The sequence below is a fragment of the Burkholderia sp. LFS061 genome, assembly GCF_047978125.1.
GTDB classification, from domain to species: domain Bacteria; phylum Pseudomonadota; class Gammaproteobacteria; order Burkholderiales; family Burkholderiaceae; genus Burkholderia; species Burkholderia pyrrocinia_C.
Genome location: NZ_JBFPFS010000025.1, coordinates 52,069 through 70,769, shown reverse-complemented (window position 1 = coordinate 70,769; position 18,701 = coordinate 52,069). Strand labels below are relative to the sequence as shown.

Genomic DNA, 18,701 nt, shown 5'->3' with positions numbered 1-18,701 from the left:
GGGCAGCGCGGTGCCGCGACGGCACGCGGGCGGGCGATCGTGCCGGCCCGCGTGCCGTTTTTCATCGCGGCACGCGTACCGGGCCGCGTCGGGCCCGTGCCGCGTGGCGGGCCTCCCGAACACGCTCGACTGCGGGCATCGCATCGTGATGTAATCGCGCCAAACTGCCGACCGGGGTACGACGCCGGAAAGCGCGAATTCATTCTTCACGAGGTCGATTCATGTCTCCCGTCTCGGCATTCAAGCTGGTTCTGTTGTCATTCCTGGCGATCGTCGCGCTCGAATGCATCGCCAAGCGGCTGCGGCTGCCGCCCGCGGCCGCGCTGCTGATCGGCGGCATCGGCATCGCGTTCATCCCCGGCCTGCCGCCGATCAACCTCGATCCCGAACTGGTGCTGCTGGTGTTCCTGCCGCCGCTGCTGATGGACGGCGCGTACTTCTCCGTGTGGGAGGAGTTCAAGCGCAACGTCGGCGGTATCCTGCTGCTCGCGATCGGCGCGGTCGTGTTCACGACGTTCTCGGTCGGCTTTGCCGTGCACTGGGTCGCGCCGGCGCTGCCGTGGGCCGCCTGCTTCGCACTCGGCGCGATCGTGTCGCCGCCCGACGCGGTCGCCGCGAAGGCCGTGCTCGAACGTGTCGCGCTGCCGCGCCGGCTGATGGTGCTGCTCGAAGGCGAGAGCCTGCTGAACGACGCGGCCGGCCTCGTGCTGTTCCGCTTTGCGGTCGCTGCCGCGCTGACCGGCGCGTTCAGCCTCGAGCACGCGGTCGTGCGCTTCGCGGAGCTCGGGCTCGGCGGCGTGGTGGTCGGCTTCGTGGTCGGCAGGCTCGTCGTGTGGTTCCTGAAGCTGCTTGACGACGACTATCTCGTGATCACCGTCGCGGTGATCGCCGGCTGGATCGCGTACATCGCGGGCGAAATGGTCGAGGTATCGGGCGTGATCGCGACCGTCACGGCCGGCATGATCATCGGCTGGCATCAGCACGAGGTGTTCTCGGCAGCCGTGCGCACGCGCGGCACTGCGTTCTGGCAGGTCATCGTGTTCCTGCTCGAGGCGATGGTGTTCGTGCTGATCGGGCTGTCGCTGCGCGGCGCGATGCACCGGCTCGGCGGCTTCGAGCAGGTGCTCGCCACGATGGTGCCGCCCGTGCTCGCGGTACTGGCGGTGGTGATCGTGTCGCGCTTCGTGTGGATCTACGCGGTCGAGGCGCTGAAGTGGCCGGTGCGCGGCATCGCGCGGCGCGGCGACGCGCCCGACTGGAAGGCCGCGACGATCATGAGCTGGGCCGGGATGCGCGGTGTCGTCACGCTGGCGATCGCGCTGTCGCTGCCTGAGGCGATGCCCGGCCGCGACGTGATCCTTGTCGCGTCGTTCGCGGTGATCCTCGTCACCGTGCTGCTGCAGGGTACGACGATCGGGCCGCTGATCCGGCTGCTGCGCCTGCCGCAACGCGAAGAGCGCGCCGCGCATCACCTGACCGAGCCGCAGACGTGGGCGTACGTCGAGGCCGCGCAACTCGCGGCGATCCAGCCGCTCGTACGCGACGAGAACGGCGCGGTGATCCATCCGCGCCTGCTCGAGCAATACACGTATCGCGCGGAACTGACCGAGCGGACGAAGAACGAACCCGCGTATCCGGCGGAAGTGCGCACCGCGCACTACGACGTGGTGCTGGCCGCGATCAAGGCCGGGCGCGCGGAACTGTTGCGCCTGCATCGTTCGGGCCGCATCCACGACGAGATGCTGCACATGCTCGAACGCGATCTCGACCTGCAGGAAGTGTCCGCGCAGCACGCGCGCGGGTAGGCGGGCCGCACCGCCATCACGCGGGCCGGCTCCCTGCCGGCCCGATGCGCGTACGGGACGATCCCCGCCCGGCGCGCCGCTTTTTTTCTCCCTTCCTCAAGCCGATGCGATGCATTTGCATCAGGCCCCAATACGTGCCGCGATCGAGCCTTGCAGCGCATGCAAACCTCGCTTCTTCGGGCTCGCAAACGTTATCGTCTTTCGAATCCGGAAATGATCAGATTTATCTGATTGCGGCTCTTTCCGCATATTTGGCAAAACTAAACCGGAAGGAGATAGATGCTGTGTTCTAATTTCATTTAGAATCAGCCGGTTATGTTTATTGAGAGAAAGAATGCGGAGGTAATGCGGTCGTCGACGGGGAAAAATCGATGCCCGAAGCCCCGCAAGGCAGTGCCGACAGGCCAAATCGGCAGAATCAGGCGGATTTATCAACCGCCAATATAAGATAGTGTCCAAGTCGGATAAACAACTCCTATGAATGAATCGATTGGAGATTCGGCGTTTGAAACTGTATTTATGAAAGAATCGAGCAGCGATAATGCCCCGGATTGTCTTGAATCGGGGCTTTCGGTCCTTCTGGTCGACGATCAACCGTTCGTCGGCGAGGTGATCCGCCGCGCGCTGCGCAGCGAACACGACATCGACCTGCACGTGTGCACCGACGCGCACCGGGCGCTGTCGGTCGCGCGAGACGTGAAGCCGACCGTCATCCTGCAGGATCTCGTGATGCCGGAGATCGACGGCCTCGATCTCGTTCGCGCGTGGCGCGCGGACGCCGGCACCGCACGGGTGCCGATCATCGTGCTGTCCGCGAAGGAGGAGCCGATCGTCAAGCGCGAGGCGTTCATCGCCGGCGCGAACGACTATCTGGTGAAGCTCCCCGACGCGATGGAGCTGACCGCGCGCATCCGCTATCACTCGAATTCGTATCTGATGTCGCGGCAGCGCGACGAGGCGCTCGATTTCCTGTCGCACGACATGCGTTCGCCGCAGACGTCGATCCTCGCGCTGCTCGACGTCTACCGGACCGAACACGGCGACATGCCGGCGATCATGGAGCGCATCGCCGGCCATGCGCGGCGCGCGCTCGCGCTCGCCGACGGTTTCATCCACCTGACCCGCGCACAGTCCGAGCGCCGCGCGCACGAGGTCGTGAGTCTCAACGAGATCGTGCTCGATGCCGTCGACCAGCTTTGGGAGAAGGCGGCCGGGTGCGGCAGCCGGGTCGTCGCGCACGTGCCAGATACCGAGTGCGTGACGATGGGCGACCGCATGATGCTCACGCGCGCGGTCGCGAACCTGATCGACAACGGGCTGAAGTACGGCCCGGCCGGCACGGACGTGCACTGCACGCTGAGCGGCGAGGACGGCGCCTGGCTGATCGGCGTCGAGGATACCGGCGCCGGCATCGCACCGGAGCAGCGCACGGCTGCGACCGAGTCGTTCGTGCAGCTCGAATCCGCGCATGGCGCGGCGCGCGGCGGCTTCGGCCTCGGGCTCGCGTTCGTCCGCGCGACGGCGGCGCGGCATCGCGGCCAGATTTTGATGCGCAATACGGTGCGCGGCTTCATGGTCGCGCTTCGACTGCCGGCGCAAGCGGAGCGGTGATTTCGCGGCGCGGCCCGCCGGCGCCGCGTCGTCCGCCTCCGACCACGAGGCGCTCGTGGCGCGCCGTCCGGCGCGCAGGCGGGCGTGGATTTTTTCAACGCTGATTTTAGAAAGCCCATAACGAACATGGCCACCGTGACGCCCCGCGCGACCAATGAAAGCCTGCATCCGACGATCGGCGCTGCCCGGCTGACGCTCGGCAATCGCATCCTGCTCAGCTTCGGCGTGCTGTTCGTGCTGATGCTGGTGACAGCCGGCGTGTCGTACGAGCGCCTGCGCGCGATCAACAGCGAAGCCGTCAGCATCGAGCGCGACTCGCTGCCCGGCGTCTACCTCGCGTCGTCGCTGCGCGGCTCGGTGAACGAATCGTTCATGCTGCTGCAGCAGGCAACGTTCGTCGACACCGATCCCGAAGCCGTGCAGCGCGATCTCGCGAAAATTTCCGACGCGCAGAAGGAAGTCGAGTCGCTGTCGGTCGAATACCAGAACACGACGTTCCGCGACGACGACCGTCAGCGCTTCGCGACGTTTCGCGGCTCCTACGACCGCTACCTGCCGCTGCTGAACGAAGCCGTGCAGAAACACCGCATGTCGCGCGACGAGGCCGTTGCCGCGTACGCGAAGGTGCAGCCCGTGTGGGGCGAGGTCGTGCGCAATGCGAACGTCCTGGTACAGGAGAACCGCAAGTTCGCCGACCAGTCTGCGAAGCTGATCCGCGAATCCGTGCAGGATACCGAGGTCGTGCTCGCGACCGCGCTGGCGATCATGCTGCTGTCCGCGCTCGGGCTCGGCTACGTGCTGTACCGTTCGGTCACCGTGCCGATGGCGCGGCTCGTCGAGGTGCACGACGTGATGCGCACCGGCAACCTGACGCGCCGCCTCGACCTGCGCCGCCGCGACGAATTCGGCACGCTCGAGACGGGCTTCAACCGGATGGCCGACGAGCTGACCGAGCTCGTCTCGCGCGCGCAGCAGTCGTCGCTGCAGGTGACGACGTCGGTCGCCGAGATCGCGGCGACGTCGCGCGAGCAGCAGGCGACCGCGAACGAAACCGCGGCGACGACGACCGAGATCGGCGCGACCTCGCGCGAAATCTTCGCGACGTCGCGCGACCTGCTGCGCACGATGAACGAGGTGGCCGGCGTGGCCGAGCAGTCGGCGACGCTTGCGGGCGTGAGCCAGAGCGGGCTCACGCGGATGGGCGAGACGATGCGCAGCGTGATGGACGCGGCCGGTTCGGTGAACGCGAAGCTCGCGATCCTCAACGAGAAGGCGCTGAACATCAACCAGGTGGTCGCGACGATCACCAAGGTGGCCGACCAGACCAACCTGCTGTCGCTGAACGCGGCGATCGAGGCCGAGAAGGCCGGCGAATACGGCCGCGGCTTCGCGGTCGTCGCGACCGAGATCCGCCGCCTCGCCGACCAGACGGCCGTCGCGACCTACGACATCGAGCAGACGGTGAAGGAAATCCAGTCGGCCGTGTCGGCGGGCGTGATGGGGATGGACAAGTTCTCCGAGGAAGTGCGCCGCGGGATGCTCGACGTGCAGCAGGTCGGCGGGCAGCTGTCGCAGATCATCGCCGAGGTGCAGACGCTCGCGCCGCGCTTCCAGATGGTCAACGAAGGGATGCAGACGCAGGCGAACGGCGCCGAGCAGATCACGCAGGCGCTGTCGCAGCTGTCGGAAGCCGCGCAGCAGACCGCCGAGTCGCTGCGCCAGTCGTCGCAGGCGATCGACGACCTGACGCTCGTCGCGAACCAGTTGCGCACCAGCGTGTCGCGCTTCAAGGTCGACGCGTGACGCGCGCCGACCTGCAGAACGGCGCACACGCGCTGTTCCTGATGTTCGAGCTCGACGGCGAGCGCTATGCGCTCGACGCGGCCGGCATCGAAGAGGTGCTGCCGCTCGCGATCACGAATGCCGTGCCCGGCGCACCCGAATGGATCGCCGGGCTGCTGATGCGCGGCGGCCAGCCGGTGCCGGTGATCGACGTGCCGATGCTCGCGCTCGGGCGGCGTGCGCATGCGCTGCGCTCGACGCGGCTCGTGATGGTGCGCTATCGCGCGGGCCACGCGGACGGCGAGCGCGTGATCGGCCTGATCGTCGAGCGCGCGACGCAGACGATGCGGATCGATCGCGCGGCGTTCCGCGCGAGCGGCATCTCGACCGCGCGCACGCGCTGGCTCGGGCTCGTCGCGAACACGCCCGACGGCGTCGTGCAGCAGGTGTCGGTATCCGACCTGATCGACGACGTAGCACGCCTGTATCTGTTCGACGGCCTGCCGGGCCACGGGAAGGAGTCCGCATGAAAGAGTCCGAATCGCGATTTCGCGGCTGGCTGCTGCGCGAGACCGGCATCGACCCCGATTCGCTCGGCAACGATTTTCTGATCCGTGCGCTGACGGAGCGCGTGCACGCGTTGCAGGCGGACGGCGAGCGCCTGCCGTCGGCGGCGCGGCCGCCCGTGACGCAGGACGCGCTCGATGCGTACTGGCAGCAGCTCAACGCATCGGCCGACGAGCGTCGTGCGCTGATCGAGTTGTTCGTCGTGCCCGAGACGTGGTTCTTCCGCGACCGCGAGGCCTTCGCGACGCTTGCGCGGCTCGCGGCCGAACGGCGCGCCGCGACGCCCGGGCGCGTGATCCGCGTGCTCAGCGCGCCGTGCTCGACGGGCGAGGAGCCGTATTCGGCGGCGATGGCGCTGCTCGACGCGGGGCTCGAACCGGCCAGCTTCACGATCGATGCGATCGACCTCAGCGCGCGCGCGATCGAGCAGGCGCGGCATGGCTGTTACGGGCGCAACGCGTTTCGCGGTACCGCGACCGAATTTCGCGCGCGCTACTTCACGCCGGCCGCCGACGGCTGGTTGCTCGACGAGCGCGTGCGCGCGTGCGTGCAGTTCCGTCACGCGAACCTCGTCGAACCGATCGCCGATACGGGCTTTCGCTACGATTTCGTGTTCTGCCGCAACGTGCTGATCTACTTCGACCGCGACGCGCAGGATCGCGTGATCCGCTCGCTCGACGCGTGCCTCGCCGACGACGGCATGCTGTTCGTCGGGCCGGCCGAAACGGGCGTCGTGATGCGGCACGGGATGCGCTCGGCGCGCGTGCCGCTCGCGTTCGCATTTCATCGCGAGTCTGCCGGTGCAGCGCCGCTGTCCGCGGTGGCGGCGGTCCGGCGCACGGAGCGCTTTACCGTTGCGCCGCTCGTGGCGACGCGCCCGGTGCTGGCCGTCGCGCCGCCGGCCTGGCTCGGCAGCAGGCTGCAGCCGTTCGCGGCGCCGGCGCCCGCCGTGCGCACGGTCGCGCTCGATGCACGGGCCGACCGGCGGGTAGCGACGGCCGAAGCGGCCGCGCCGGTCGCCGAAGACGTCGCGCCGACGCTCGAGGAGGCGCAGGCGCTCGCGAACGCCGGCGCGTTCGACGAGGCCGAACGCGTGCTCGCGCGGTTCTCGGCGCGCGTCGGGCCGCATGCCGACGCGTTCTACCTGAACGGGCTGATCGCGGATGCGCGCGGGCGCGCGGCGGAAGCCGGCGACTTCTACCGGAAGGCGCTGTACCTGCGGCCCACGCACCACGAGGCGCTGACCCATCTCGCGACGCTGCTCGACGTCGGCGGCGATCGCGCGGGCGCGCAATGGCTGCTCGAGCGCGCACGGCGCTCGGCCGGCTGACACGAATACGGGATCGGGACCGACACCGCGATGACCAGAGGAATCCATGAACCGCGACGCCGCTGCCACTGACGACACGACGATCGACGTCGACGATTGCTGGAACCGGATCGGCACGCACGGCGACCGCTCGTGCGAGCGGCTGGCCGACTGCCAGCGCTGCCTGAACTGCCCGGTCTACGCGTATCACGCGGCGAAGCTGCTCGAGCGTCCGCTCGGCGACGTCGAGATGGCCGACGCGACACGCCGGATGAGCGCGTTCCGCGCGACGAGCGTGCGCGACGACGACGGTGATACGCGCCACGCGGCGCTGGCGTTTCGCGTGGCCGACGAATGGCTCGCGCTGCCGATCGGCGTGCTGCGCGAGATCGCCGGCACGCGCCCGATCCATTCGCTGCCGCATCGCCGCAATTCGGCCGTGCGCGGCGTGGTCAACATCCGCGGCACGCTGCGCATCGCGATCTCGATCGGCGCGCTGCTCGGCCTCGACGCAGGCAAGGGCGGCAACGGCAGTGGCGACGGCCGTTTCACGCGGCTGCTGGTGGCCGCGCACCAGGGCGAACCGGTCGTGTTTCCGGTGGACGAAGTCGAAGGCGTGCTGCGCTTCGGCGCATCCGACTGGGTGCCCGTGCCGGCAACGGTCGGGCGCGCGAGCGCCGGCCTGTCGCGCGGCGTGCTGTCGTGGCGCGGCAAGTCGGTGGGCCTGCTCGACGACGATCGCCTGTTCGACGCCGTGACACGGAGCATGCGATGAGCGGCGACGACGACCTGAGCCACCTGTCGCTCCTCGAGCTGTATCGCGAGGAGACGCGTACGCAGACCCAGGCGCTGTCCGAGCGGCTGCTCGCGCTCGAATCGGGCGAACCCGATTCCGTCGCACTCGAGGCGTGCATGCGTGCCGCGCATTCGCTGAAGGGTGCCGCGCGCATCGTCGGCGTGCCGCTCGGCGTCGACATCGCGGGGCGGATGGAAGAATGCTTCGTCGCCGCGCAGGCCGGCACGATCGCGCTGACGGCCACGCATGTCGACGTGCTGCTCGCCGGCGTCGACCTGCTGGTGCGCGTCGGCGATCCGCAGGGGCCGCCCGTGTCGCCGACCGAGATCGACGTGTTCGCGGCGGCGCTGACGGGCGCCGATGCCGCGCAGACGATACAGGCGGCCGTCGTGCCGCCGTCGGCCGTGCCGTATCGCGAGCACGACGGCGCCGCGAACGAGTCCGTCGGGGCCGGCGCCACGGTGCCGCCGCTCGCGGTGTCGGGCACGGTGCCCGATCCGGTCCAGGCCGGCCGCGTGGCCGGCGCCGGCGCGATGCGCCGCGTGCGCGCCGATACGCTGAACCGGCTGCTGAGCCTGTCCGGTGAATCGCTGGTCGAATCGCGCTGGCTCAAGCCGTTCGCCGAATCGATGCTGCGCGTGAAGCGTGCGCAGCGCGACGCCGCCCGTTCGCTCGATTTGATGTACGAACAGTTCGCCGACGATCTCGACTCGGGCATGCTCGCGTCGATGAACGAAGTGCGGCACATGCTCAATGACCTGCAGCGTTCGCTCGCCGAGCGCATGGACGAATTCGACCGCTTCGAGCGGCGCAGCACGCATATCGCCGAGCAGCTCTACGACGAGGCGCTGCAATGCCGGATGCGGCCGTTCGGCGATGCGACGCGCGCGTATCCGCGCATCGTCCGCGATCTCGCGCGCTCGCTCGGCAAGCAGGTGCGCTTCTCGATCGTCGGCGAGGGCACGCAGGTCGACCGCGATATCCTCGACCTGCTCGACGCGCCGCTCGGCCACCTGCTGCGCAACGCGATCGACCATGGCGTCGAGTCGCCCGACGCGCGGCTCGCGCGCGGCAAGCCGGCCGAGGCGAGCGTGACGCTGGAGGCGCGCCACAGCGCCGGCTCGCTGCTCGTCAGCGTGATCGACGACGGGCCGGGCGTCGACATGGACGCGCTGCGCGCGGCCGTCGTGCGCCAGCGCCTGACCGACGACGAGACGGCCGCGCGGCTGTCCGATCCCGAACTGCTCGAATTCCTGCTGCTGCCGGGCTTCTCGATGCGCGATGCGGTGACCGACGTATCGGGTCGCGGCGTCGGCCTCGACGCGGTGCAGGAGATGGTGCGCGGCGTGCGCGGCGCGGTGCGGATCTTCAACGAGCCGGGCGCGGGCATGCGCTTCGTGCTGCAGTTGCCGCTCACGCTGTCGGTGATCCGCAGCCTGCTCGTCGAAGTCGGCGGCGAACCGTATGCATTCCCGCTTGCGCACGTGCGTCGCACGCTCGAACTCGCGCACGACGACATCGACGTGCTCGAAGGGCAGCCGCATTTCCCGTTCGACGGCCGGCGCGCGGGCCTCGTCGCCGCGCACCAGTTGCTCGATGCGGGCGAACCCGACGGGGCGCGCGGGAGCACGGCGGTCGTGGTCGTCGGTGGCGAGCCCGAGCTGTACGGCGTCGCCGTCGACCGTTTCCTCGGCGAACGGATGCTCGTCGTGCAGCCGCTCGACAGCCGCCTGCACAAGATCCAGAACATCGCGGCCGGCGCGCTGCTCGAGAACGGCGACCCCGTGCTGATCGTCGACGTCGAGGACCTGATCCGCTCGGTCGACAAGCTCGTGCGCGGCGGGCAGCTCGCGCGGCTCAAGCGCGGCCCGCAGTTCGCGCTCGTCGACCGGCGCCGCCGCGTGCTCGTCGTCGACGATTCGCTGACGGTGCGCGAGCTCGAACGCAAGCTGCTGGAAAAGCGCGGCTACGACGTGACCGTTGCGGTCGACGGGATGGACGGCTGGAACGCGGTGCGCAGCGATGCATTCGATCTCGTCGTCACGGATGTCGACATGCCGCGCATGGACGGCATCGAGCTCGTCACGCTGATCAAGGGCGATCCGATGCTCAAGCGCGTGCCGGTGATGATCGTGTCGTACAAGGATCGCGACGAGGATCGCCGCCGCGGGCTCGATGCCGGCGCCGACTACTACCTCGCGAAGAGCAGCTTCCACGACGAGGCGCTGCTCGATGCCGTGCACGACCTGATCGGGGGCGCGCGCGGATGAACATCGGCATCGTCAACGACCTTCCGCTGGCCGTGGAGGCGCTGCGCCGCGTGCTCGCGCTGCGGCCGGACCACCGCGTGCTGTGGGTGGCGACCGACGGCGACGAGGCCGTGGATTTCTGCATCGCCCATCCGCCCGATCTCGTGCTGATGGATCTCGTGATGCCGAAGGTCGACGGCGTGGCGGCGACGCGGCAGATCATGGCGCGCGCGCCGTGCGCGATCCTGATCGTGACGGTCAGCGTCAGCGCGAACACGTCGTCGGTCTACGAGGCGATGGGCGCGGGCGCGCTCGACGCGGTCGACACGCCGACGCTTGCGCTGGGGCTGTCGACCGACGCATCGCCGCAGGCGCTGCTCGGGAAGATCGACCAGATCGGCCGGCTGCTCGAAAGCCGCACCGCGGCGCTCGTGCCGCCGGGGCCGACGCCCGCGCGCGGCCAGCCGACGCTCGTCGCGATCGGCGCGTCGGCGGGCGGGCCGACCGCGCTCACCGCGCTGCTGCGCGCGCTGCCGGCCGATTTCCCGGCTGCGATCGTGATCGTCCAGCACGTCGACCAGGCGTTCGCGCTCGGGATGGCCGAATGGCTCGACGGCTATACGCGGCTGCCCGTGCGGGTCGCGCGGCAGGGCAGCGTGCCGCAGGCGGGCGAGGTGCTGCTCGCGGCGACCGACGATCACCTGACCCTGTCGCCGCGCGGGGTGCTCGGCTATACGCGGCATCCGGTGGAGACGCCGTACCGGCCATCGATCGACGTGTTCTTCAACAGCGTTGCCGACGGCTGGCAGGGAGAGGCGCTCGGCGTGCTGCTGACGGGCATGGGGCGCGATGGCGCGCTCGGCCTGAAGGCGATGCGCGCGAAAGGCTGCTACACGATCGCGCAGGACGAGGCGACCAGCGCCGTCTACGGAATGCCGAAGGCGGCCGCGGCGATCGGCGCGGCATCGGCGATCCTGCCGCTCGAGCGGATCGCGCCGCAACTGATCTCGCGCATCGCGCGCGCGCCGCGCGACTGACGGCGCGCCGGGGAGCGCGACGCCGTTCCGGCCCGGTGCGCCGGCGCTGCATTGCGTGCGATGCGCGGCGTCGCGTACAATTGCGGCCTGCGGAGATGGCATGCCTCCCTGCGGTCGTTGCGGCGCGTTGCGCGCGGCGCGGCCCTCAACCGCCGGTTTGCCCGGCTGATGATGCCTGCGTGTTCCTGGGTTGTCAGGAGGTCGCAGGCCGTCCATGCGGTATTCTGCCGCCCAGGTTTTGATGTTCTGTCGAATCTGGAAATCATGTTTTTCACGACTTCTGCCGACCTGCTCGCGACTGTGCGCTACGTGTGCCGCTGGCTCGCGCTTTCGGCCCTGCTCGGCGCGCTGGCCGGCACGGCTTCCGCGCTGTTCCTGATCGCGCTCGATTGGGCGACCGGTACGCGCATGACACATCCGTGGCTGCTGTGGGGGCTGCCGGCCGCCGGTTTCGCGACCGGGTGGATCTATCATCGTTTCGGCCAGTCCGTCGCGCGCGGCAACAACCTGCTGATCGACGAGATTCACGACCCGAAGGCGCTCGTGCCGAAGCGGATGGCGCCGCTGGTGCTCGTCGCGACCGTCGTTACTCACCTGTTCGGCGGCTCGGCCGGCCGCGAGGGCACGGCCGTGCAGATGGGCGGCGCGCTCGCCGATCGCGTCACGCACATGTTCCGCCTCGACCGCGAGCATCGCCGCGTGCTGCTGATGGGCGGCATCGCGGCCGGTTTCGCGTCGGTGTTCGGCACGCCGCTCGCGGGCGCCGTGTTCGGGCTCGAGGTGCTCGCGATCGGGCGCGTGCGGTACGACGCGCTGCTGACCTGCGTTGCGTCGGCGATCGTCGCGGACGTCGTGTGCCGTGCGTGGGGCGTGCATCACACGGCCTATGCGATTCCGTTCGTGCCGGCCGTGTCGGCGACGGGGCTGGCCGTGACGGTCGTCGCGGGCATCGCGTTCGGCGTCGTCGGGCGGCTGTTCGCGTTTGCGACGCATGCGCTGACCGCGTGGTTCCGGCGCGTTGTCCGCTATGCGCCGCTGCAGCCGGTGCTCGGCGGCTTGCTGGTCGCGGCGGCGGCCACCGTGCTGAACGTGCCGCAGTATCTCGGCCTCGGCATTCCGACGATCGAGGCCGCGTTTCACGGGCCGCTGCCGCTCTACGATTTCGCGGGCAAGTTCGCGTTCACCGTCGTCACGCTGGCGTCGGGGTTCAAGGGCGGCGAGGTGACGCCGCTGTTCTACATCGGCGCGACGCTCGGCAACGCGCTCGGCCAGGTGCTGGCGCTGCCGGTGCCCGTGCTCGCGGGGCTCGGCTTCGTCGCGGTGTTCGCGGGTGCGGCCAACACGCCGATCGCGTCGACGATCATGGCGATCGAACTGTTCGGCGCGGATATCGGCGTGTATGCGATCGTCGCGTGCGTCGTCGCGTATCTGTTTTCGGGGCACGCGGGGATTTATCGCGCGCAGCGCGTGGCGGTGGGGAAGGGGGCGCAGGCCGAGGCGGAGTGAGGCGGAACCGTGGATCGAGGCGTTCACCGACGGAAGCCGGTACTCGGTGATCCAGCGGATCACCTGGCACGCTGGATTACGTTACTTCTTCGGCAGCTTCGCGACATTGCGGGCCAGCAACTCCTCGATATCGACGCCTTTTTCCGCCAGCAGCGTCGTGACGATGCCGGTCAATTCGCCGAGCGTTTCCTTGACCGATTCGCGGATCGTATCGACGACGACCTGCGTGCTTCGCTCGATCTCGATGTTGACCTTGTCGTTGACGCTCTTCGCATCGAAGGTCGTTGCGCGTCGCGTTTCCGGAATCAGCCAGATTTCAAACCAGCCTTCGTCTCGATTGACGTCCGAAACCGTGAGGCTGCAGCCGTTGATCGCGATATAGCCCTTCGCGAAAACATATCGTTTGAATTCGGCAGGCACGCCGATGCGAATCATCCGGTTGTGCTCGGACGACGCGATGTGCAGGATGGTCCCCGGGAAGTCGACATGGCCGGACAGCGGATGCCCGCCGATTTCCGCGCCGTCCTTCGCGGCCCGCTCCACGTTGATCCGCGCGCCGGTCGCCAGATCGGCCAGCGTGGTGATCTTCAGGCTCGGCAGCATCACGTCGAAGTCGATCAACTCCGGCGAATGGATGGTTGTCACCGTCAGGCACACGCCGTCGACGGACACGCTGGCGCCGATCTCGATGTCGTCGGTAAACCGCTCGGGGAATTCGATGCTGAAGGTTCTCAGCTCTCCGTGATCCTTGATGGCCTTGATGACGCCAACGCCCTGGACAATTCCTGTAAACATGATCGATCCCTCGTCGCAAATTTCCTGGTCGACATGATAAGTGATCCCGGAAAAAGCGACGCGGCGGCGCGCGGCTCAGGGCCGGCCGGCGATATTCGCGGACGCGATGCAAAAAAGGCCGTGCACGTGGCACGGCCTCGATCCGCTTCCGGTCGGGTCAACACGGCCCGGCGGTGATCATCCCGCCGCCGGGCCGTATCGCGACACGCTTGCGTCAAGCCTCCGCCGGCTCGCCCAGCGGCCCGGCATTATCGTCCGCCATGCGCCGCGGCGAATCGGCAAGCCCCTTCGCGAGCTCCAGCGCCTGCCGCTCGAACAGCCGGCGGTAGATGCCGCCGTCGATGCGGATCAGCGCGTCGTGGCTGCCTTCCTCGATCACCTTGCCGCGATCGAGCACGAGCAGCCGGTCGAGCGCGCGCACGGTCGACAGCCGGTGCGCGACGACGAGCGTCGTGCGGCCGACCATCAGCCGCTCCATCGCCTGCTGGATCAGCAGCTCGCTTTCGCTGTCGAGGCTCGACGTCGCTTCGTCGAGGATCAGGATCGGCGCATCGGCGAGGAACGCGCGCGCGATCGCGACGCGCTGGCGCTCGCCGCCCGACAGCTTGATCCCGCGTTCGCCGACGAGCGTGTCATAGCCGTCCGGCAGCGCGACGATGAAGTCGTGCGCACTGGCGAGACGCGCGGCGCGTTCGATGTCCGCGCGGCTCGCGTCGGGGCGCGCATACGCGATGTTCTCCGCGAGCGTGCGGTGGAACAGTACGGGCTCCTGCTGGACGATCGCGATCTGGCTGCGCAGCGAATCCTGCCGCACGCGCGCGATGTCCTGCCCGTCGATCGTGATGCGGCCGCCCGACACGTCGTACAGGCGCTGGATCAGCTTGATGAACGTCGTCTTGCCCGACCCCGAGTGGCCGACGAGGCCCACGCGCTCGCCGGGCGCGATCCGCATCGAGAAATCGTCGTACAGCGGCACCGGATGGTTGCCGTAGCGGAACGTCACGTGCTCGAAGCGGATCTCGCCCTGCCCGATCCGGATGGCAGGCGCGCCGGGGCGATCGTCGATGCCGAGCGGCTGGCGTTCGAGCGCGACGAGTTCTTCCATGTCGTTCACCGAGCGCTGCAGGTTGCGGATGTGCATGCCGACGTCGCGCAGGTAACCCTGCAGCATGAAGAACATCGTCAGCGCGAACGCGATGTCGCCGACGCTCGCCTCGTCGTTCGCCCACAGCCGCAGCGCGACGCCGATCATCGCGGCCTGCATCGCGACGAGCATCGCGCCCTGCAGCCCGCCGTTGAACGTGCCGCGCACCCACGTGCGGCGCGTGCGCTGCCGCCACTTGCCGATCACGCGCGCGAGCCGCGCTTCCTCGCGCGTTTCCGCGCCGAACGCCTTGACGACCGCGTTGCAGCTCACCGCGTCGGCGAGCGCGCCGCCCATGCGCGTATCCCACAGGTTGCCGAGCCGCGCGGCCGGCGCGACGATGCCGAGCGACACGGCGACCGTCACCGCGATGTACAGCAGCGAGCCCGCGCCGACGACGAGCCCCATCACGGGCCAGTGCGTGCCGAGCAGCACGGTTGCGCCGACCAGCATCGCGACCGACGGCAGCAGCGCGATCAGCACGGTGTCGTTCAGCAGGTCGAGCGCCCAGATGCCGCGCGTGATCTTGCGCACGGTCGAACCCGCGAAGCTGTTCGCGTGCCAGTCGGTCGAGAAGCGCTGCACGCGGTGGAACGATGCGGCGGCGATCTCGCTCATCATCTTCAGCGTGAGCGTGATGATGTTCAGGTAGACGCCTTGCCGCAGCACCGTCGCGCCGATGCCGAGCGCGGCGAGCGTGCCGAACGCGACGATGGCGGAATGCCACGCGGCGGCGCGGTCGGTCAGGCCGGTCGACAGCGCGTCGACGAGACGGCCGGCGAACAGCGGCGTGAGCACGTCGGCGAGCGCGGCGAGCAGTGCGAAGGTCGCGACCGTGGCGATGTGTGCCGGCTGCTTGCGCCAGTAGCGGATGGTGAAGCCGAAGACGGCTTTGAATGCGTGGCCGCCCAGATGGGAGGTTTTTCTGGTCATTTATCATTGCCCGGCGCATCGCGCGACGGGACTTTCCGGTTCGGAGAACGTCGAAAACGCAACAGCCGGGGCCGCGTGGAAAACGCGGGCGGAACGAAACGGGCTGTCGGGAAAAGCGCGGCTGACGGGTTAGCGAAAAACTCGGGAGCCGGCGCGGACGGCGGGCTGGATCAGCTGCGCCGTGGAACCACGTTCGGGAAGGTTGCTGGCATTCGGAACATCTGCACCTCCCCTGAAGTGAACGGTTGAAAGGACGCCGAAAAGACGTTTAAAGATTCTATCAGCAGTGTTCTGCACGCTGCAACGTCTGACGAATGCGGCGTTGCGGCGTCGATACGGTTAGTATTCAGGGTTCCGGCCCTTTCTTTTTAGGGCTTTCCGCGAAGCGGTGGTGCAGGGTGGCCGTCGGGCGCATCGATTACACTTCGGCGTTCGCGGCACGCCACGGTGCGTGCGTCCCGGCGCGGCCCGGCACGACGAGCGGCCGCCCGTTGCGGCCCTCGCAGAATCACCCCCGATACACTCCTGAGGAAACGATGAGCGACGTTCAGCAAGGCATCCTGGCTCCGATCGACACGGCGGCCCGATACCTCACTTTCACGATTTCGAATGACGGCAATGTAGCGGCGGCGCTGGCCGCGCTGCGCGAGATCGTCGATGGACGCGACACGGTCGTCGGTTTCGGACAGGCGCTGGCGGCGCACCTCGGGCGCCCGGTTCCGGGCCTGACCGATTACCCGGCGTTCGCGGTGAAGGACCGCACGCTGCCGGCGACGCCGGCCGACGTGTGGGTCTGGCTGCGCGCCGGCGATCGTGGCGAGATCGTGCTGCGCGCGCGGGCGATCGAACGCGTGCTGGCGCCGGCGTTCGCGCTGCAGGACGCCGTCGACGGCTTCCGCTATTCGAACGATCGCGACCTGTCCGGCTACGAGGACGGCACCGAGAACCCGACCGGCGACGACGCGCTCGACGCGGCGATCGTGGCGGGGCAGGGCGCGGGGCTCGACGGTTCGAGCTTCGTCGCGGTCCAGCAGTGGCTGCACGACTTCGACCAGATGGAGCGCATTCCGTCGGGCGACATGGACAACATCATCGGGCGCCGCCGCTCGGACAACGAGGAACTCGACGACGCGCCCGAGTTCGCGCACGTGAAGCGCACCGCGCAGGAAAGCTTCGAGCCGGAGGCGTTCATGCTGCGCCGTTCGTCGCCGTGGTCGGACGCGCGCCGCGCGGGCCTCTACTTCGTTGCGTTCGGCTGCTCGTTCCGCGCGTTCGACGTGCAGATGCGCCGCATGAGCGGCGCGGACGACGGGATCGTCGACGGCCTGTTCCGCTTCACGCGGCCGCTGACGGGCGCGTATTTCTGGTGCCCGCCGATGAAGGACGGCAAGCTGGACCTGTCCGCGCTCGGGTTGTAAGCGCCTGGTTGTATCGATGGACGGGCGGGCCGCGCATCGTGCGCGGCCCGCCCGTTTTGTTTTTCAGGCGGTGATGGTGTGCCGCGCGCCGCGCACGTCACTTCAACGTCGTCTCGATCCGCGTGCCGCGCTTGATGAACTGCGTCACCGGCGTCTTCTCGCAGATCTCGGCGAGGCGCTGGCGTTGCGCGTCGTCGAGCGGGCCGTCGAGCGTCACGACGCGGCGCACGTATTGCACGCCTTCGCGATCGGCATGCAGCTCGGTGCGCACGTCGATGCGCGCGGCCGGCCACGACTTGCGCTGCATGACCATGCGCAGCGTCGCGGCCGTGCATTGCGCGAGACCGGCAAGCACGAACTCGTACGGTGCCGGCCCGCGATCCTGGCCGCCTTCGCGCGGCGCCTCGTCGCCGGTCAGCGCGTGCGTGCCGGCCTGCAGCTGGACGACGTAGTCGGGCGCGTCGGCATCGAGGACGGCGGCGGCATGGATGAGCGACATGGCAAGTCTCCGGTAAGCGGGAAAAGGAAGCGGGCGCCGCATGTCGGCGCGAATCCGTCAGCATACCGTTTCGATCGTAACGGCGTACGCAGCGTGGTTACGCGCCGGCGCTGCCCGCGCTGCTGCGCACGAGCGCGGCGATGCGCTCGCGCACCCACTGGTGCGCGCGATCGGTGTCGCGCGATTCGTGCCAGTACGCGAGCAGCGGGAACGGCTTGAGCCGCAGCGGCAGCGGCCGCACGACGATCGGCAGCAGTGCGGCCATCCGCAGCGCATAGGTGTGCGGCAGCGTGACCAGCAGGTCGCCGGTCGCGGCGATCTGGCATGCGGCGAAATAGTGCTGGCAGGTGAGCCGGATATCGCGGAAGCGCCCGTCGCTGCCGAGCAATACGTCGAGCGATTGCGGTTCGCCGAACGACGACACCGCGATATGCCGCGCCGCGAAATAGTCGCCGCGCCGCAGCGGATCGCGCGCGAGCGGATGATCGCGGCGCAGCGCGACGACGAGCGAATCGTCGAGCAGGTGTTCGGTGGCGATGCGCGGGCCCGTCTGCACGCGACGCTCGACCGCGAGATCGAGATTGCCCGATGCGAGTTCGCGCTCGATGTCGGGCACTGCGATGCGACGGCTCACGAGCCGCAGGCCCGGCGCTTCGTCGGCGAACGCGGCGACGATCCGCGGCAGCGCGATCGATTCGAGCACGTCGCGAATGCCGACCGCGATGCTCAGGTCGAGCGTTGCGGGATCGAATGCCGATGGATCGCGCACGGTGCCTTGCAGGCCCTTCAAGTGCAACTGCACGTCCGCGATGATCGACCGCGTGCGCTCGGTCGGCACGACGCGGTTGCCCTGGCGCGCGAACAGCGGATCGTCGAAATGCGCGCGCAGCCGGTTGAGCGCATGCGTGACCGCGGGCTGCGTGAGATGCAGCGCGCGGGCGGCCGCGCCGATGCCGCCGTGCACGTAGACGGCGTCGAGCACGCGAAACAGGTTCAGGTCGAGACGGTGATCGGCGGGCACGGGGCGCAGGCGGCGTGGTGAACGGTGGATCGATTCTAAAGGATGCGCAGGCAACGGATGCGCGGGCTTTCGTGTGCGGCGATCGATGACGTTCGATGCATGTCGGGGCCGTTCGGACCGGTACGCGACCGCAGCTTCGTCCGATGCGCAACGCAACACAACGAACGAAATGCGCACATCGTGACGCATGACGACCGCACCGATCGGCTGTATCGACAGGTGCGATTCC

The 18,701-nt window shown here is 68.8% G+C and carries 14 protein-coding genes and 1 riboswitch; of the genes, 10 read left to right on the top strand and 4 right to left on the bottom strand.

The window, feature by feature from the left end; translation table 11 throughout:
- Nucleotides 1-221: 221 nt before the first annotated feature.
- From ACNQQL_RS21720 to ACNQQL_RS21680, 9 genes are all read left to right on the top strand, one after another.
- Entirely contained in the window at nucleotides 222-1,805 is a 1,584-nt protein-coding gene (locus ACNQQL_RS21720) for a Na+/H+ antiporter (RefSeq protein ID WP_347065577.1), read from the top strand.
- Nucleotides 1,806-2,282: 477 nt separating this feature from the next.
- Nucleotides 2,283-3,416, top strand: a complete 1,134-nt coding sequence (locus tag ACNQQL_RS21715; RefSeq protein ID WP_347065575.1) for a hybrid sensor histidine kinase/response regulator — start codon at nucleotides 2,283-2,285, stop codon at nucleotides 3,414-3,416.
- A 126-nt stretch (nucleotides 3,417-3,542) separates the two neighbouring features.
- Nucleotides 3,543-5,219 (top strand): methyl-accepting chemotaxis protein, encoded by a 1,677-nt coding sequence (locus ACNQQL_RS21710; protein ID WP_347065573.1) that lies wholly within the window; start codon nucleotides 3,543-3,545, stop codon nucleotides 5,217-5,219.
- Nucleotides 5,216-5,728, top strand: a complete 513-nt coding sequence (locus ACNQQL_RS21705; RefSeq protein WP_347065569.1) for a chemotaxis protein CheW — start codon at nucleotides 5,216-5,218, stop codon at nucleotides 5,726-5,728. Before ACNQQL_RS21710 ends, ACNQQL_RS21705 begins: the two co-directional genes overlap by 4 nt.
- Entirely contained in the window at nucleotides 5,725-7,095 is a 1,371-nt protein-coding gene (locus ACNQQL_RS21700; RefSeq protein WP_347065567.1) for a CheR family methyltransferase, read from the top strand. The genes ACNQQL_RS21705 and ACNQQL_RS21700 overlap by 4 nt, the downstream gene beginning before the upstream one ends.
- Before the next feature lie 46 nt (nucleotides 7,096-7,141).
- Nucleotides 7,142-7,849 carry a chemotaxis protein CheW gene (locus tag ACNQQL_RS21695; RefSeq protein ID WP_347065565.1) on the top strand — a complete coding sequence of 236 codons (708 nt, stop codon included), beginning with the start codon at nucleotides 7,142-7,144 and terminating at the stop codon, nucleotides 7,847-7,849.
- On the top strand, nucleotides 7,846-10,140 hold the full coding sequence (locus ACNQQL_RS21690) for a hybrid sensor histidine kinase/response regulator (protein ID WP_347065563.1): 2,295 nt from the start codon (nucleotides 7,846-7,848) through the stop codon (nucleotides 10,138-10,140). Before ACNQQL_RS21695 ends, ACNQQL_RS21690 begins: the two co-directional genes overlap by 4 nt.
- Nucleotides 10,137-11,156, top strand: a complete 1,020-nt coding sequence (locus ACNQQL_RS21685; RefSeq protein WP_204422517.1) for a chemotaxis response regulator protein-glutamate methylesterase — start codon at nucleotides 10,137-10,139, stop codon at nucleotides 11,154-11,156. Before ACNQQL_RS21690 ends, ACNQQL_RS21685 begins: the two co-directional genes overlap by 4 nt.
- A gap of 82 nt (nucleotides 11,157-11,238) precedes the next feature.
- A riboswitch (Fluoride riboswitch) is annotated at nucleotides 11,239-11,341 on the top strand.
- Between the two features lie 79 nt (nucleotides 11,342-11,420).
- Nucleotides 11,421-12,662, top strand: coding sequence for a voltage-gated chloride channel family protein (locus tag ACNQQL_RS21680; protein ID WP_347065561.1), 1,242 nt, complete (start codon nucleotides 11,421-11,423; stop codon nucleotides 12,660-12,662).
- Nucleotides 12,663-12,743: 81 nt separating this feature from the next.
- Here ACNQQL_RS21680 and ACNQQL_RS21675 read toward each other — a convergent pair whose 3' ends face one another.
- The gene (locus ACNQQL_RS21675; protein WP_347065559.1) at nucleotides 12,744-13,457 is read right to left on the bottom strand and encodes a riboflavin synthase subunit alpha; all 714 of its coding nucleotides are present in this window, start codon (nucleotides 13,455-13,457) and stop codon (nucleotides 12,744-12,746) included.
- 214 nt (nucleotides 13,458-13,671) lie between these two features.
- The gene (locus tag ACNQQL_RS21670; RefSeq protein ID WP_347065557.1) at nucleotides 13,672-15,534 is read right to left on the bottom strand and encodes an ABC transporter ATP-binding protein; all 1,863 of its coding nucleotides are present in this window, start codon (nucleotides 15,532-15,534) and stop codon (nucleotides 13,672-13,674) included.
- 536 nt (nucleotides 15,535-16,070) lie between these two features.
- Between ACNQQL_RS21670 and ACNQQL_RS21665 the strand changes: the two genes are divergently transcribed.
- Complete coding sequence (locus ACNQQL_RS21665) at nucleotides 16,071-16,952, top strand: Dyp-type peroxidase (RefSeq protein WP_204422521.1); 882 nt, start codon at nucleotides 16,071-16,073, stop codon at nucleotides 16,950-16,952.
- Nucleotides 16,953-17,049: 97 nt separating this feature from the next.
- Here the strand turns inward: ACNQQL_RS21665 and ACNQQL_RS21660 are convergent, their stop codons facing one another.
- Both ACNQQL_RS21660 and ACNQQL_RS21655 read right to left on the bottom strand, forming a co-directional pair.
- On the bottom strand, nucleotides 17,050-17,451 hold the full coding sequence (locus ACNQQL_RS21660) for an OsmC family protein (RefSeq protein ID WP_072439310.1): 402 nt from the start codon (nucleotides 17,449-17,451) through the stop codon (nucleotides 17,050-17,052).
- Nucleotides 17,452-17,548: 97 nt separating this feature from the next.
- Entirely contained in the window at nucleotides 17,549-18,472 is a 924-nt protein-coding gene (locus ACNQQL_RS21655; protein WP_204422522.1) for a LysR family transcriptional regulator, read from the bottom strand.
- Nucleotides 18,473-18,701: the final 229 nt, after the last annotated feature.